This is a genomic window from Pseudoalteromonas sp. PAB 2.2, assembly GCF_001938575.1.
GTDB lineage: Bacteria > Pseudomonadota > Gammaproteobacteria > Enterobacterales > Alteromonadaceae > Pseudoalteromonas > Pseudoalteromonas lipolytica.
In genome coordinates, this window is record NZ_LYPI01000008.1 from 504,339 (window position 1) to 518,179 (window position 13,841).

Below are 13,841 nucleotides of genomic sequence, written 5' to 3' on the forward strand. Positions count from 1 at the left end.
TTAAAGGCGACCTAGATAGGATTACAGATGTCAAAACAAACGCTACAGCTTCATAGCACAGAACTTACGATTCATAGCCTTGATGTCAATGACACAATTGATCCTGCCTTACTTCAACAAGCCATTTTTTTTATTGCTAAAACTGCTGACGAATTATCGATTGTTTGTCCGAGTAGTTTTGAACTTCAAAGCCTTGATCAAGAGACTGATTGGCTAGCACTTGAAGTGATTGGTCCATTGGGCTTTTCACTAACGGGGATAATGGCAAATATTTCTGGGGTATTAGCAAAAGCCTCTATTTCAATTTTTGCGTTATCAACGTATGACACTGATTATGTATTGGTAAAAAAACAAAGTATGCCAAAAGCCATAACTGCGCTAAAAAAAGACGGCTACCATGTACTCGGTGAGCAAAAGTAACCCCATGAGTAACGACGTAAAATACTTGCCAGAGCGTACGCTAAGAAAAAGCCAAATAATGGCCATTAAAAGCCCTTTTAGCGGTCGGGTAAAACCAATAACAGAACACCCTGAGCCCTTTTTTCGATTTTCGACATTGGGTCCGGGGATTTCTGTTGAGCTCACAAGCCATAACATTATTGCACCGTTCGATGGCACCTTATTACAAGTTAAAAATGCGGGTAAAGAATACCTATTACAAGCAAACAATGGCCTGAAAATTTTAATAAATTTATATTTTTCATCTGAAGATGATCACATTAATCACACCAACATTGCTAAATTAAACGGCAATAAAATTTCCCAAGGCGAACGCTTAGCGTATTTCGATTTACGTGAATTAACGCGCCCAATGATAGGCACACTGTGTGTGTTGAATGCTGCAAACCTTGGACCGCTTTATTTTTCGTTATCTCAGGTCACCGCTGGGGTAGATACATTACTAACAGTAACTAAAAAGTAGAATTTATGACGATCATGTATGGTATCAGCAATTGCGATACAATTAAAAAAGCCAAGAAATATTTATCTGATAAAAATTATGACTTTACTTTTCATGACTATCGAAAAGACGGCATTAGTATCGACCTTATCACCGAATTTGCACAACATATAGACTGGCAAGAACTCGTCAATAAGCGTGGAACAACCTACCGTCAACTCACTGATGAGCAAAAACAAAATTTAGATAAAGAAAGCGCTTTAGCACTCCTTGTCGCGCAACCAGCAATGATAAAACGTCCAGTACTGATTCATAACGGTCAGTATCATTTAGGATTTAAAGCTGCTCAATACGACGAGATTTTTGCCTAATGACTGATCCCGTTATTGAATTAGCCCAAGCACTCATCCAACGAGAATCGGTCACCCCTGACGATGCAGGCTGCCAAGCGCTTATGAACGAACGCTTAGAAAAGCTAGGGTTTAATATTGAGTCGCTATTTTTTACCGACACGCTTAATACGTGGGCAAGAAAAGGGACTGAATCTCCCCACTTTTGTTTTGCCGGACATACCGATGTTGTCCCGACAGGCCCAGAAAAAAATTGGCAATTCCCACCTTTTTCAGCCCTTATTAAAGACGGTATGCTTCATGGCCGTGGTGCTGCAGATATGAAAGGCTCTTTAGCAGCAATGGTTATCGCAACTGAGCGCTTTGTTGCTAAACACCCTGACCATAAAGGCTCCATATCATTTTTAATCACCTCTGACGAGGAAGGCCCATTTATCAATGGTACAACCCGAGTGATTGATACACTCGAAGCACGTGGTGAAAAGATTGATATGTGCTTGGTCGGCGAACCGTCTTCGCGTGATGTGCTCGCAGATGTTGTAAAAAATGGCCGCCGAGGCTCTCTCACAGGGTTTTTAACTGTCAAAGGAGTGCAAGGACACGTTGCCTACCCTCACCTTGCTGAAAACCCCATCCATTTAGCTGCCCCAGTTCTTGCAGAACTGAGCCAAACTCAATGGGATGAAGGCAATGCGTTTTTTCCAGCGACCAGTTTCCAAGTATCAAACATTAATGGTGGCACCGGTGCAGGCAATGTCATCCCTGGTGAGTTAGACATTCAATTTAATTTTAGATTTAGCACCGAAGTAACCTATGAGGAACTACAACAACGCGTTGTTAAAATTGTTGAAAAGCATGGCTTAAACTACGAATTAAGCTGGATTGTTAATGGCTTACCTTTCTTAACCGACCACGGTCCGCTCGTCGACGCAACGGTAAACGCCATTAAACACGTTACGGGTCGCGATACTGCACTTGAAACCACAGGCGGTACGTCTGATGGACGTTTTATCGCACAGACAGGTGCCAAAGTCATTGAACTTGGTCCTCGCAACGACACAATTCATAAAGTAAATGAATGCGTGAGCTGTGACGACCTCATTCAACTTGCAAAAATATACGAAACCATTCTCGAGCAATTGTTAACATGAGTCAGCCCGATTTACTGCAATGCGTTACAGGGTCAAGTAGCTCACATTTAGTTGAGCTGCAGAACCACCGTTTACATGCAGATATTGTTACCGACTTTTTAGCATTACAACAAGGCGCTAAAAGGGCTGGAATTGAGCTTAGAATTGCCTCAAGTTTTCGTGATTTTACGCGCCAAAGTGTAATTTGGAATGCTAAATTTAAAGGCCTTCGCCCTGTTTATACCCTTGAACAAGAAACCGTTGACCTATCGGCATTGAGCGATGCTGAAAAATGCCACGCAATTATGCTTTATTCAGCCTTACCCGGCGCGAGTCGACATCATTTTGGTACCGATTTAGATATTTTTGACACTGCAGCCATCAGTGATAGTTATCAACTGCAATTAAGCCCCGAAGAGTATTCAACTTCTGGGCCATTTGCTAGATTAACAGCGTGGCTTGATGATAATCTCGAGAAATATGGCTTTTTTCGTCCATACCGAGAGTACATGGGTGGCGTTGCACCTGAACCATGGCATATCAGCCATATAGCGCAGTCAGCAAACATGATGCAGTACCTTTCTATCGACACATTACAACAGCGCATAACTGAGAGTGACTTATGTGGCAAAAAAGCCATTTTATCCGAGTTAAACAGTTTATATGAACGCTACGTATTAAATGTAAATAGCCCACAATAAGTTACGTTCTCACTGGCCTTTTTGCTAATAAAAACACCATAACAGCGCCAAGAATTAAGGCGCTGGCTATCACTAACCTCATGGTTAATAGCTCATTTAAAAATACCACACCAGCAAACGTTGCTAGTACAGGCACAATAAGTTGAACAACGCCTGCTTGACTGCTTTTGAGTTTAGGTAACACTAAGTACCAAATACTATACCCAACCCCTGATGCCAGTGAACCCGAGGCTATAGCAAGCCAAATGCCGGTAGGTGATACAGCGTGCCATTGCATCGTCACTAACAAAATGAGTATGGGTACGAGCATTAAGCTCCTAAGAAAGTTATACGCGGTTGCTTGAAGAGGCGCTTCGCATGTTTTTCCTCGAATACTGTATATTCCCCAAGCAACACCACTGACAGCCATTAACACCGCGGGTAATAAGGATGGAACCGTTGCAGAGGGTAACATTAGATACACAAAGCCGGCAAAAGCAACGATGAGTGCGCCCCACTGTAATTTACGCAATGGCTCTTTGTTGATAATACTGTGCCCTATCATCGTCAATTGCACTGCTGAGAATAATATCAGCGCCCCCGTTCCCGTGTTTAAATTAACGTAAGCAATTGAAAAGCACAGCGCATATACAAACAAACTCAATGCACTTAAGTTATTACCTCTGTCCACAACGGTCATCGATTTAACTGATTTAACCTGCCATTGCATTAACAAAAATAAGGTTAATGCACCACTGACTAAACGAATGGCAGTGAAGCTCAAAGGGTCAATATCACCACTTTGTAAAGCCATTCTGCACAATAAAGAATTGGCGGCAAAAGCGCACAAAGCCATCAAGGTATAGAACACAGTGGTTAGCAAAATACAGATATCCTTTTGATAATAAAATACAAGACCGTTCTAAACGTAAATCACTTACGATTTTTTACATAATTTATCATAGACGGTTAAGTCGCGTATGCTACTCTGATTACATTGTCTTATAGGAGTATTCAGTGCATCGACATTTATTTATTGGAGCTGTTTTACTGTTATCTGGTTGCAGTACCATAGGTATTACTGATCTATTCCAAGATTATGCAACACAGCTAAGGCCAGTGCGCCAAGCTGTCAGCCAAAATGATATCGACACAGCCAACCAACTATTACCTAGTAACAGTTCAATGCACAGTAACTATTTGTTAAATCAGCTTGAAACTGCGCGGTTAGCGTTTTTATCAGATCAGCACTCTGAGGCTAACAGCACATTTGAAGCTGTTTATATGAACATGGAAAAAAAGCGCCAAGCTGCAAAACTACAAATAAGCGCAGGTCTTGAGCAAAGTAACGCATTATTAACCAATGACTCAGTCATTAGTTATGAACCACCCGCGTACGAAATGACTATGTTGCATAGCTATAAAGCGCTTAGTTATGTATTTGAAAACCAATTAGAATCGGCTTTAGTAGAAATAAGGCGTGCAAACAAAGTACAAGAAGATGCACTGAAAGATAATCAAGCTGAGCTCGATAAACGCACTGAAGAAGCCGCCGCTGGCTACCCCGACATGACCATGCTAATTGGTGATGTGAAGAACGGTTTTCAAAATGCTTTTACGTTTTATTTATCGGGTATGCTTTATGAGGCGAATAAACAATTTGATGATGCCTATATCGATTATAAAAAAGCCCTAGAGATAAACACCGATAATACATATTTACAACAAAATGTATTACGACTCGCTAAAAAACAAGGTTTTGATCAAGACTTTGAAACTTTTAGTCAGCGTTTTGGTAAGCTCAATGAGGTCAACGCCAATCAAGGTCAGGTTATTATTATTGCCGAGCAAGGCCTGGTCCCTGCTAAGCAAGAATATAATTTACGGTTACCCATTTATACTTCGCGTGGCGATGCGCGTTTTTACAGTATCGCCATGCCCGTATACAGCGACGTGCCTTATGTGAGCTCACAAAAAAATATCACGGTCTCGGGTGAAAGTTTAACACTCACGCCGATAGTTCGGCTTGAGTCACTTGCAGCGAAAACATTGAAAGATCAAAGTGCGGGCAGAGTTTCACGACAAGTTTTGAGGCTAGTGGCAAAAGAAAAAATGCGTGCAGAACTTGCCAGAAGTGGTGGTGATGTCGGCAATATTTTAGCGAATATATATAACCTTGCCTCTGAGCAAGCAGATACTCGCAGTTGGTTAACTTTACCAAATCAGTTAAGTATCGCACAAACAGCAATGACCCCTGGTAATCACTCTCTGTGGGTGTCAGGGCACGGAAAAATTGACTTTGCGGTTAGTAAGCAGGGGTTAACCTTTGTCTACCTAACCTTTATTAATAATTACTTTGACTCACATGTAGTCCAACTCTAGGAGCAATAATGAAATATTTAGTGCCATTACTAACCCTATTACTCGTTGCGGCTTGCTCCTCTCGCCCAACCACCTCTGGTATCGGTGTCGAGCAAGCATCACAACAATATAATCAACAACTTATTGTTAATAACCCTGAACTTGGTAACAAGCTTGCGATTTCTGATGTAAAAACTCGCCAAACCAATGGCTTAACCGATGTGGTTGTGACATTAGCAAGTCAGTATAAAAAGTCTCAATATTTACAATATCAATTTACTTGGTATGACGCCGATGGGTTTGTCATAAAAGGCAATCACTCACCATGGCAAGCAATTACCTTGTTTGGTTTTGCAAAAACACAACTACCGGGCTTAGCCCCAACATCTGATGCAGTCACCTTTTCGCTTGCTGTTCGTGAAGTCTCAACAGAAGCACAAGAATTCGAAGATTAAGGAAGCCACAATGAAATTATATTCAGTGAAATCAGCCACCGCTATCGCAATTGCAACGTCGTTACTGTTATCTGGCTGTGCCAACAAAGCAGTTGTCAGTTATGGTGATGCTCAGGCTGTTGAAACAACCGATATCAACTTTGGTTCAACTGATTTGCAAAAGGTCGCCAGCCAAATGACAGATTCGTTATTGGCATCGCCTGTTGTGGGGACATTAACAGCAAATTCGCGTCCTATCGTGTTTGTTGAGCGGATAAAAAATAAAACCAGCGAGCATATTGATACAGAATCAATCACTGACTCTATTTCGACACAATTATTACGCAGCGGTAAATTCCGTTTTGTTGATATGACGCGTGTCGAAGCGGTGCGCGAACAGCTTAATTTCCAAAATGTCGACCCGCTCGTCAATCCCAATACTGCAATCGCATTTGGTCAGCAAGTGGGAGCGCAGTATATGTTATACGGCAACCTGTCGAGCATTGTAAAATCTAATGCAGATAAAGCCGATGTCTATTATAAATTCACGATGCGTTTAATGGATTTAAAAAGTGGCCTGATTGAGTGGGCTGATGAAACTGAAATCCGTAAAACACGCGAAAAATCTACTTTTGGCTGGTAGCCAGGAGGTTATATGAAGTACCTTATTAGTTTATTTAGCCTATGTTTACTGCTCAGTGCGCCCAGTTACGCTGATTATCAGCGTAATAAAGCGGTTCCCGTGCAGCAAGTTTTGTTTGGTTCAGTGCAGTCAGTTCGTAATATTACCGAGCAAGAACTGGTTAAAGACCAAACAAATGGCTGGAAAACCTTTGGCGGCGCACTATTAGGCGGTGTTGTAGGGAATCAATTTGGCGGCGGAAGTGGTCGAACTGTGGCAACTATTCTTGGTTCAATGATTGGCGGGTCGATTGCACACAACCGTCAGCAATCAAGCCGTTATATTGAATATCAACTTGTTGAGTTAATGATTCAAGTAGAAAGTGGCGAGCAATACATGGTCGTTCAAGACAAGGATAGTCGGATGATATTTAATCAAGGTGACAAAGTTCGTCTTGTTTATTTAAGTGATAACACCGTTCGCGTAGATAAGGCTTTTTAATGGTAATACCAATTTGCTTATTTAAGTAATCTATTTTGAGGCAATAAAACCGCGTTGATAATAAGACAAAAATGTCGTTATTTAGGTGTTCTCGGTAATTGCTCTGCATCTATGCCGTCGTAAGTCAGAGATTTTTAACGCGGGTAGCGACAGGTTCAATTCCTCAAAATGATTAAGTCTTATTGCACATTGGAATAAGTATTATTAAGTATTATTAAGTATTATTGCGAACTGGTAAAAGTAACAGCGAGCAATCGTTACTTCATAAAAAGAAATGCCGCTCACCTAAAGTGAACGGCATTAGAGCCTTATCTCGCTGTTATGAGCGCTGTTATGAGCGATGATTTTAGCTCTGTTTGTAATCTGCAAAGAATCGTTGCATCTTACCCATTGCTTCAGTTAAATCATCTTTGTTCGGTAAAAACACCAATCTAAAGTGGTCAGGCTCAGGCCAGTTGAATGCCCTGCCGTGCACGAGCAGTATTTTTTCGGCTTTTAGCAAATCTAAGATCATGCGTTCATCGTTTTTAATCTTAAACTTGTCGGTGTCAACTTTTGCAAAGGCATACAGTGCGCCTTTTGGTTTTTTACAACTAATGCCGTCTATCGCATTTAGTCCTTGCCATGCAATATCACGTTGCACACACAAGCGCCCACCGGGGTTAATTAGATTATCGATTGACTGTACACCACCCAATGCTTGCTGAATCGCATATTGTGCAGGTACATTGGCACACAGGCGCATAGATGCCAACATATCTAAACCACGCACTAAGTCTTCCATTACACTTGTACGGCCACTTAATACCATCCAGCCCATACGCAAGCCCGCTGCTCGGTATGTTTTTGCAAGGCCGTTAAAGGTAATAATAGGCACATCATCACACAACGCCCCTATTGAGGTATGTGTGGCGCCGTCATATAAAATTTTCTCGTATATCTCATCACTTAATAACAGCAGCTTATGCTCTCGCGCAATATTAATAAGCTCCATTAATAAGTCATCACTGTAGACAGCCCCCGTTGGATTGTTCGGGTTAATCAGTACCAGCGCTTTTGTCTTTGAGGTAATTTTACTTTTTATATCAGCAATATCTGGAAACCAATCTTGTTCTTCATCACATAAATAATGAACAGGGTTACCACCCGCTAATTTAACAGACGCGGTCCATAGTGGGTAATCGGGTGCTGGGATCAGTACTTCATCATCGTTATCAAGCAATGCTTGAGTCGTCATTTGAATAAGCTCGCTCACCCCATTACCGATATAAATATGGTCGACATCTAGGTTGAATAATCCACGTTGCTGATAGTGTTGATAAACAGCCACACGGGCAGAGTAAAGGCCTTTAGAGTCACAGTAGCCTTGGGCTGAATACAAGTTACGGATGATATCGCGGTGCATATCTTCAGGCATATCAAAACCAAAGGCCGCAGGGTTGCCAATATTAAGCTTGAGAACTTTTTGACCTTCATCTTCCATTTTTCGAGCTTGTGCAAGCACAGGCCCACGAATGTCATAACAGACACCGTTAAGTTTGTGACTCTTTTTTATTTGTGACATGGTTACCTCTACTATTAGACCCTAAGACTAACCTAGCAGAGGCTAACCACGCTAGTGGATTTTTGAGGTTATAACTGAAATAAATTCAAGTTATTAGCGACCAGCAAACCAGGCCTGTAGTTTTTCAACTGAACCTGCAACTTGCGCGTCAAGGTTTTGTGACTTTTCTATTGCTGTATCCACATGCCCCTCGTTTAACGCCTGTTCAATTTCGCGAGCAACATCAGATAAGCTCGATGCACCGAATTGCGCAGCATTTGACTTTAAGCTATGTGCATGACGCGCAGCAACTTCATTTTCTGAATCCAAATTCGCTAAAACTTCACCACTCAAGCGTTGAAACTCACTGCAGCAAAAGGTTAAGGTGTCGGCAAATTGATCACCCAAAAGCGATTCCATACCTTCAAGTGCACCTTCATCTATTGTGATCGTCGTCATGTTTATCCCTTGATCAAAAACGTCATCATTTAAATCGCAACTCTAGCTGTTCATTGTAAAAAAGCAACCCTATGACCAGAGCTCATGTATAATAGCCATACTTTAATTGTATGCTAGAAGTTTAATATGGCTAGAGAACTGTGTTCGGGTTGTGGCTTTTCAGTCAGAACCTGCTTATGTAATGCGATAAGCATAATTAATAATAAACTAAAAATCATTATATTACGTCATCCTAGCGAAGAAAAAGTAACTAAAAATACAGCGCACCTGCTTAAATTAGGTTTAGCGAACTGTATTATTTTGAGTGGTGAGTCTGAGCAAGACTTTCCTGAGCTTGCCTCACTGCCAACACAGAGTACGGCACTGTTGTATCCCGCCGATAATGCAATCATGCTTGATAAGTGCACTGATGCAACATTAGACTTTAAACAACAGCTTACTCATTTAGTGGTGCTTGATGGCACATGGAAAAAAGCCTACAAAATGCTGATGCTGACCCCAAGTTTGCAGCACTTCAAGGCTGTCAGCTTCGCCACTTTACCAAAAAACAAATACGTGATCAGAAAAGCACCTCGCGCCGATAGCTTGTCGACATTAGAAGCCGTTGCACAGAGCCTTAATTTAATCGAACAGTGTAATGTTGACCCGCTTTATCATTTACTCACGGCGCTTGTTGAAAAACAAACTCAGCACATGCCTCAAGCAGTCAAGGCACGTTACTTATAATGCGAGTGTCTAAACGTTTAAGTGCGGGGTTTAGCCGCCAAGGTCCCGATTACCGTTTTGATGACCAAGTTGATTTTGACGATATTCGCGACACGTTCGGATTTCGTACCCTCGTTGTGGGTCATTGGGTTACCAAGCAAGAACGATTATTAGCTGCAAATTTAATTTATGACGCGCTGGCAGATCTCGCACAAATACTGTCATTACCACCTGTGGCAATGGGCCTTCGTGGCAAACTGAATTTTGCTTTCGGTCATGGCGGTCAAAAAGGAGTGCAAGCACATTATAATGCGCAAAGCCAAACACTTGCTCTGGCAAAAAATGCCGGAGGAGGAGCCCTCGCACATGAGTGGTTTCATGCCTTTGATCACCATATTTGCCAGCATATGTTCCCACACAGACAACCCATGCAGTTTTGCTCATCATTGTGGTTAACCCAAACACCTGATTTAACACACCCGTTAAATCATTTCCTCAATCAGTTTTTTCATCAGGTTTTTTTAGATACTCAAGGTAATAACCCAAACGAGTTCGTCACACAATCGATAGCCTTTGATAAACAACGACAGCATATTTATATGAGCATGCCAGAAGAACTTGCGGCACGGTGTTTTGAGCAATGCATTGCTGTCCATCCTGCGATTAAAAATAGTTTTTTAGTGAGTGGCTTAAATGACGGTGGTTTAATTTACCCAAGCATAGAGCATACATCACGCTGCTCAGACGCATTATTACGGTATTTTAATCAACTAGGTGTGCTTTTACATCGTGGCTAACATCAACCGACTTAAAGTTCTTGATCCACAGTAAATAATCGTCAGCCTCAAGCGGTTTGGAAAAGTAATATCCCTGCCCTATTTGGCAGCCATAACGTTGTAAAATGGCCAAGCTCTGCGGGTCTTCAATGCCCTCGGCCACCACTTTGGCACCGAGCGTTTTAGCAATATCACAGGTTGCTTTACAGATACTTTGATCATTTAACGAAAAAGCGAGATTAAGAACAAACTGCTTATCAATTTTCACCTCATCAAAGCCCAGTTGACTTAAATAAGCGAGTGAAGAGTAACCTGTACCAAAATCATCAATGGCGAGTTTCACACCAATTAAGCGATAATCGTCCAGTGTTATTTTTATATTTTTACTTTCTTCCAGGGTCGCTGATTCTGTTAACTCAAGCATCACAGAATCAGCACTTACACCTAGCTCATTTAACTTAGTAATAAACAGCACAGGTAAATCTTTATTGAGCAAATCTTTTGCCGAGATATTAATAGAAATGACATGCTCAGGTATTAACTCACAAAACCTTGCTTGCCATTCTATGCCTTTCGCAACGACCCACTCGGTAAGTTGATTAATGACCCCTGAGGACTCAGCAATCGGAATAAAGGTATCAGGGCCGATTGCTCCAAGTGCAGGGTGATGCCAACGAAGTAGCGCTTCGCAACCCACAATATCACCCGTTTCTAAACATATCTGTGGCTGAAAATGTAAGTTTAATTGGTCTTCTTCAATCGCTAATTTTAATGATGCGGCAATGAGCAGCCTTTGCTCTGAGAGTCTCGCACTTTCTAAATCAAACATACGCCAGCGCTCACCTTGCAGGCGCTTTTCACTCATAGCTTGAATCGCGCACTGTAGAATTTGTCTGGCGGTATTACCATGTAAAGGATAATGGGCAACACCAATATCAACACTATCAACTAATTTTACATTGTTATGCGTGATGCCCTCTTCAAACACTCCATGAATCAAACAAGCAAATTGCTCTATATGACTCAGTTCCAACTCCCCCATTACAACACAAGCAAAAATACTGTCATCAACGCGTGCTATCCAGACACCTTGATCAACATGGGTTTCCAGCCTTAAAGCATTAATCGATTCAAGCTGTTGGGTAAGTACATCCAGCGTAGTCACAATGCAGTTATTAGCATGCTCATAGCCAAATGTTGCTCTGGCATTTACCAAGACATGGGGCCTGAACAACATCACAGAAAAATGTTGTTTGTGCGCTACTTTTTTCATTATTTCACTCAGTAGCAATTGTTTATTGGGTAATTTTGTATCCGCATCATGTGTCATTGAATAATTAAATGATGAAATTCTGTGTCTATCTTTAAGTAACAACAATGAACTAATAGCTAACGATGTGAATAATAGAATGACATTTTGCATGGTGTGATTACCAACACCAAAGCCATTCCACACCAACCAACTAAACGCTTGAACAGACAATGTAAGCACCATTAATAATCTTAAACGCGTACGCTCACCTTTTCCTTTGTACAAAATAGTAATCGCAATACCTGCGAGCATTAAAAAGACAATACAACTAAAAATGTACGACGATTGCAGATTGAGTTGCGGCAATAACGAAGCCATTATTGCAGTAATTATTGACACACCTAATAAAGCGATCCACACCGATTTATAGTGACTTTTAAGTCTGTTTATTGCAGCAAAGTGATACAAAAAATAAGCACCAAAACACAATGCATACTGGTTTATAAGCCACTTAGCGCTCCACTCTAACCCGCTAACAAAAAAGCTCGTTAAACCATTATCTATCATAAATCCAATGGTCACTAAAACGAAGTAAGCATTTAATGTCAGATACTTAAAGCGTTTCGATATGAAGTAATACACCCCACATACAAACATGCATAAAACCAAGACACCCAGGATAGCGCCATACCCCAAAATTGTTTGGTGTAAATTAACTTCAAACGTTTTAGCTGAAACAACCCCGACTTCAATTGATATCGCATGCTCATGTTGGAAATTAAGAAGTGCCCAGCGATTTTGACGATTGTGATCGACTAACCAGTGTGGTCGCACACTCGATAAGCTGACTAATGATGCCAATCTATCTTTATTTTGAATTTGTAATAAATCATCAAGAAGATAAAACTTTTTCCACGTTAAGTTGGGTTCAGCAATATACACAACGTAGTCTTGATTACTTGGTAACTTATTTAAGTCGATGACAAGCCAATACGAACTGTGTGCTTTTAAGCGAAGTGTTTTGGGTTCAAGCATATTTACTTTATGCTTATCGTCTAATTTCTGCTGCAGTGATTGGCTAACAATAAAAACTGGGTCATCAGTGTTTATCAGCCAAACAGGGAGTTCAGCCGCATTTAAAGTCGCTGTAAAGGTATACAAAAAAAGACAACAAGTAGCAGTTACCAGCTGTTTATAAAACGTAAGGATGCACCTGCTGATTGAAAGCATTTTAGCTCCGTGCCATTAAACACCAGCTAAAAGTATGGGGGGGAACAGCGTAAATTGCCAACTTTTGGGAACGATTTGCAATTAAAGTACTGTGGCCCGAAGGCCACATAAGAAAAGCTTACTTATTATCGTCGCTAATACGACTCGCTACCGCCGAGTTTTGGTCTTTATATTTCGCATCTTTACGGGTGTTGTAAGGATTTTCGGCTGGGCTGGTCATGGTCTCAAAACTCATCGCCCCTATTTTCATCATGGGTCTTAATGCCAAAGGCAATTTACCCGAGTTATAAAACTCAAGCACAATATTACCTGACCAACCTGGGTCAATTCGGTGTGCCGTTACGTGCACCATTAAACCAAGGCGAGCGAGTGAGGAGCGGCCATCTAACCAACCCACAATATCAGCGGGTAACGTAACTTTTTCATGCGTAATCGCCAAGGCTAATTCGCCCGGGTGAAGAAAAAAAGCTTCTTCTTCCGCTAACACGATTTCGTCGCTCATAATCGATTCCATCGCTTTATTAAGTTGATCTTTCGGACCGCTTAAATCAACGTAAGCTGCGGTATGATCTTGAAACACTCGAAACTTATTGCCTAAACGTAAGTCTACCGTCACCCCAGAAATCATGTCTTTACTCGGTGAAGGTTCTATAACGATACGACCCTCGTTAATATATTGCTGAATATGGGTATCTGATAATCTCATTTATTATTCTACCTAAAACAGCCAAACAGTTATTATCAACATGTTGCGCTGTAAAAATTATCTTGCTTCACGTTAATTCATGCATTTAATGCAATCAATAAGCGTTAAAGCTCACAGTATGCTGGGATTATTGTGACACAAAACTCACTTATCAAGTTAGTCTTACAGACATTTCTTCATGAATTAATTTT

The 13,841-nt window shown here is 41.1% G+C and carries 16 protein-coding genes; 11 read left to right on the forward strand and 5 right to left on the reverse strand.

Annotated features, from left to right (window positions below; translation table 11 throughout):
• Window positions 1-27 precede the first annotated feature (27 nt).
• Genes BWD47_RS06290 through BWD47_RS06310 form a run of 5 tightly spaced genes read left to right on the forward strand, consistent with a single transcriptional unit; the run spans window position 28 to window position 3,082 of the window.
• Window positions 28-420, forward strand: coding sequence for an ACT domain-containing protein (locus tag BWD47_RS06290; RefSeq protein ID WP_036968903.1), 393 nt, complete (start codon window positions 28-30; stop codon window positions 418-420).
• A gap of 4 nt (window positions 421-424) precedes the next feature.
• On the forward strand, window positions 425-922 hold the full coding sequence (locus BWD47_RS06295) for a PTS glucose transporter subunit IIA (RefSeq protein ID WP_075593652.1): 498 nt from the start codon (window positions 425-427) through the stop codon (window positions 920-922).
• A 5-nt stretch (window positions 923-927) separates the two neighbouring features.
• A complete protein-coding gene (locus tag BWD47_RS06300; protein ID WP_036968906.1) occupies window positions 928-1,272 on the forward strand; it encodes an ArsC family reductase in 345 nt (114 codons plus the stop codon).
• Window positions 1,272-2,402 (forward strand): succinyl-diaminopimelate desuccinylase, encoded by a 1,131-nt coding sequence (gene dapE, locus BWD47_RS06305; protein ID WP_036968908.1) that lies wholly within the window; start codon window positions 1,272-1,274, stop codon window positions 2,400-2,402. The genes BWD47_RS06300 and dapE overlap by 1 nt, the downstream gene beginning before the upstream one ends.
• On the forward strand, window positions 2,399-3,082 hold the full coding sequence (locus BWD47_RS06310) for a M15 family metallopeptidase (protein ID WP_075593653.1): 684 nt from the start codon (window positions 2,399-2,401) through the stop codon (window positions 3,080-3,082). Before dapE ends, BWD47_RS06310 begins: the two co-directional genes overlap by 4 nt.
• Before the next feature lies 1 nt (window position 3,083).
• Here the strand turns inward: BWD47_RS06310 and BWD47_RS06315 are convergent, their stop codons facing one another.
• Window positions 3,084-3,944, reverse strand: coding sequence for a DMT family transporter (locus tag BWD47_RS06315; RefSeq protein WP_283246056.1), 861 nt, complete (start codon window positions 3,942-3,944; stop codon window positions 3,084-3,086).
• A gap of 134 nt (window positions 3,945-4,078) precedes the next feature.
• Here BWD47_RS06315 and BWD47_RS06320 point away from each other — a divergent pair, with 134 nt between their 5' ends.
• From BWD47_RS06320 to BWD47_RS06335, 4 genes are read left to right on the forward strand one after another with little or no spacing between them, the layout of a single operon-like run.
• On the forward strand, window positions 4,079-5,443 hold the full coding sequence (locus tag BWD47_RS06320) for a COG3014 family protein (protein ID WP_075593654.1): 1,365 nt from the start codon (window positions 4,079-4,081) through the stop codon (window positions 5,441-5,443).
• A gap of 8 nt (window positions 5,444-5,451) precedes the next feature.
• A complete protein-coding gene (locus BWD47_RS06325) occupies window positions 5,452-5,877 on the forward strand; it encodes a YcfL family protein (RefSeq protein ID WP_036968913.1) in 426 nt (141 codons plus the stop codon).
• A gap of 10 nt (window positions 5,878-5,887) precedes the next feature.
• The gene (gene lpoB / locus BWD47_RS06330) at window positions 5,888-6,499 is read left to right on the forward strand and encodes a penicillin-binding protein activator LpoB (RefSeq protein WP_036968915.1); all 612 of its coding nucleotides are present in this window, start codon (window positions 5,888-5,890) and stop codon (window positions 6,497-6,499) included.
• Window positions 6,500-6,511: 12 nt separating this feature from the next.
• The gene (locus tag BWD47_RS06335) at window positions 6,512-6,979 is read left to right on the forward strand and encodes a glycine zipper 2TM domain-containing protein (protein ID WP_036968917.1); all 468 of its coding nucleotides are present in this window, start codon (window positions 6,512-6,514) and stop codon (window positions 6,977-6,979) included.
• A gap of 346 nt (window positions 6,980-7,325) precedes the next feature.
• Here BWD47_RS06335 and BWD47_RS06340 read toward each other — a convergent pair whose 3' ends face one another.
• Window positions 7,326-8,543: a pyridoxal phosphate-dependent aminotransferase gene (locus BWD47_RS06340; protein WP_036968919.1), complete on the reverse strand. Its 1,218-nt coding sequence runs from the start codon at window positions 8,541-8,543 to the stop codon at window positions 7,326-7,328.
• A gap of 93 nt (window positions 8,544-8,636) precedes the next feature.
• On the reverse strand, window positions 8,637-8,981 hold the full coding sequence (locus BWD47_RS06345; RefSeq protein ID WP_065979823.1) for an Hpt domain-containing protein: 345 nt from the start codon (window positions 8,979-8,981) through the stop codon (window positions 8,637-8,639).
• A gap of 126 nt (window positions 8,982-9,107) precedes the next feature.
• Between BWD47_RS06345 and BWD47_RS06350 the strand changes: the two genes are divergently transcribed.
• Both BWD47_RS06350 and BWD47_RS06355 read left to right on the forward strand, forming a co-directional pair.
• A complete protein-coding gene (locus BWD47_RS06350; RefSeq protein ID WP_065979822.1) occupies window positions 9,108-9,707 on the forward strand; it encodes a tRNA-uridine aminocarboxypropyltransferase in 600 nt (199 codons plus the stop codon).
• The gene (locus tag BWD47_RS06355) at window positions 9,704-10,483 is read left to right on the forward strand and encodes a CLCA_X family protein (protein ID WP_371915637.1); all 780 of its coding nucleotides are present in this window, start codon (window positions 9,704-9,706) and stop codon (window positions 10,481-10,483) included. The genes BWD47_RS06350 and BWD47_RS06355 overlap by 4 nt, the downstream gene beginning before the upstream one ends.
• Here the strand turns inward: BWD47_RS06355 and BWD47_RS06360 are convergent.
• Window positions 10,449-12,875, reverse strand: a complete 2,427-nt coding sequence (locus tag BWD47_RS06360) for an EAL domain-containing protein (protein WP_176714570.1) — start codon at window positions 12,873-12,875, stop codon at window positions 10,449-10,451. The two genes, BWD47_RS06355 and BWD47_RS06360, sit on opposite strands and share 35 nt — an antisense overlap.
• Before the next feature lie 187 nt (window positions 12,876-13,062).
• Window positions 13,063-13,650, reverse strand: a complete 588-nt coding sequence (gene dcd / locus BWD47_RS06365) for a dCTP deaminase (protein WP_036968938.1) — start codon at window positions 13,648-13,650, stop codon at window positions 13,063-13,065.
• Between the last annotated feature and the right edge of the window lie 191 nt (window positions 13,651-13,841).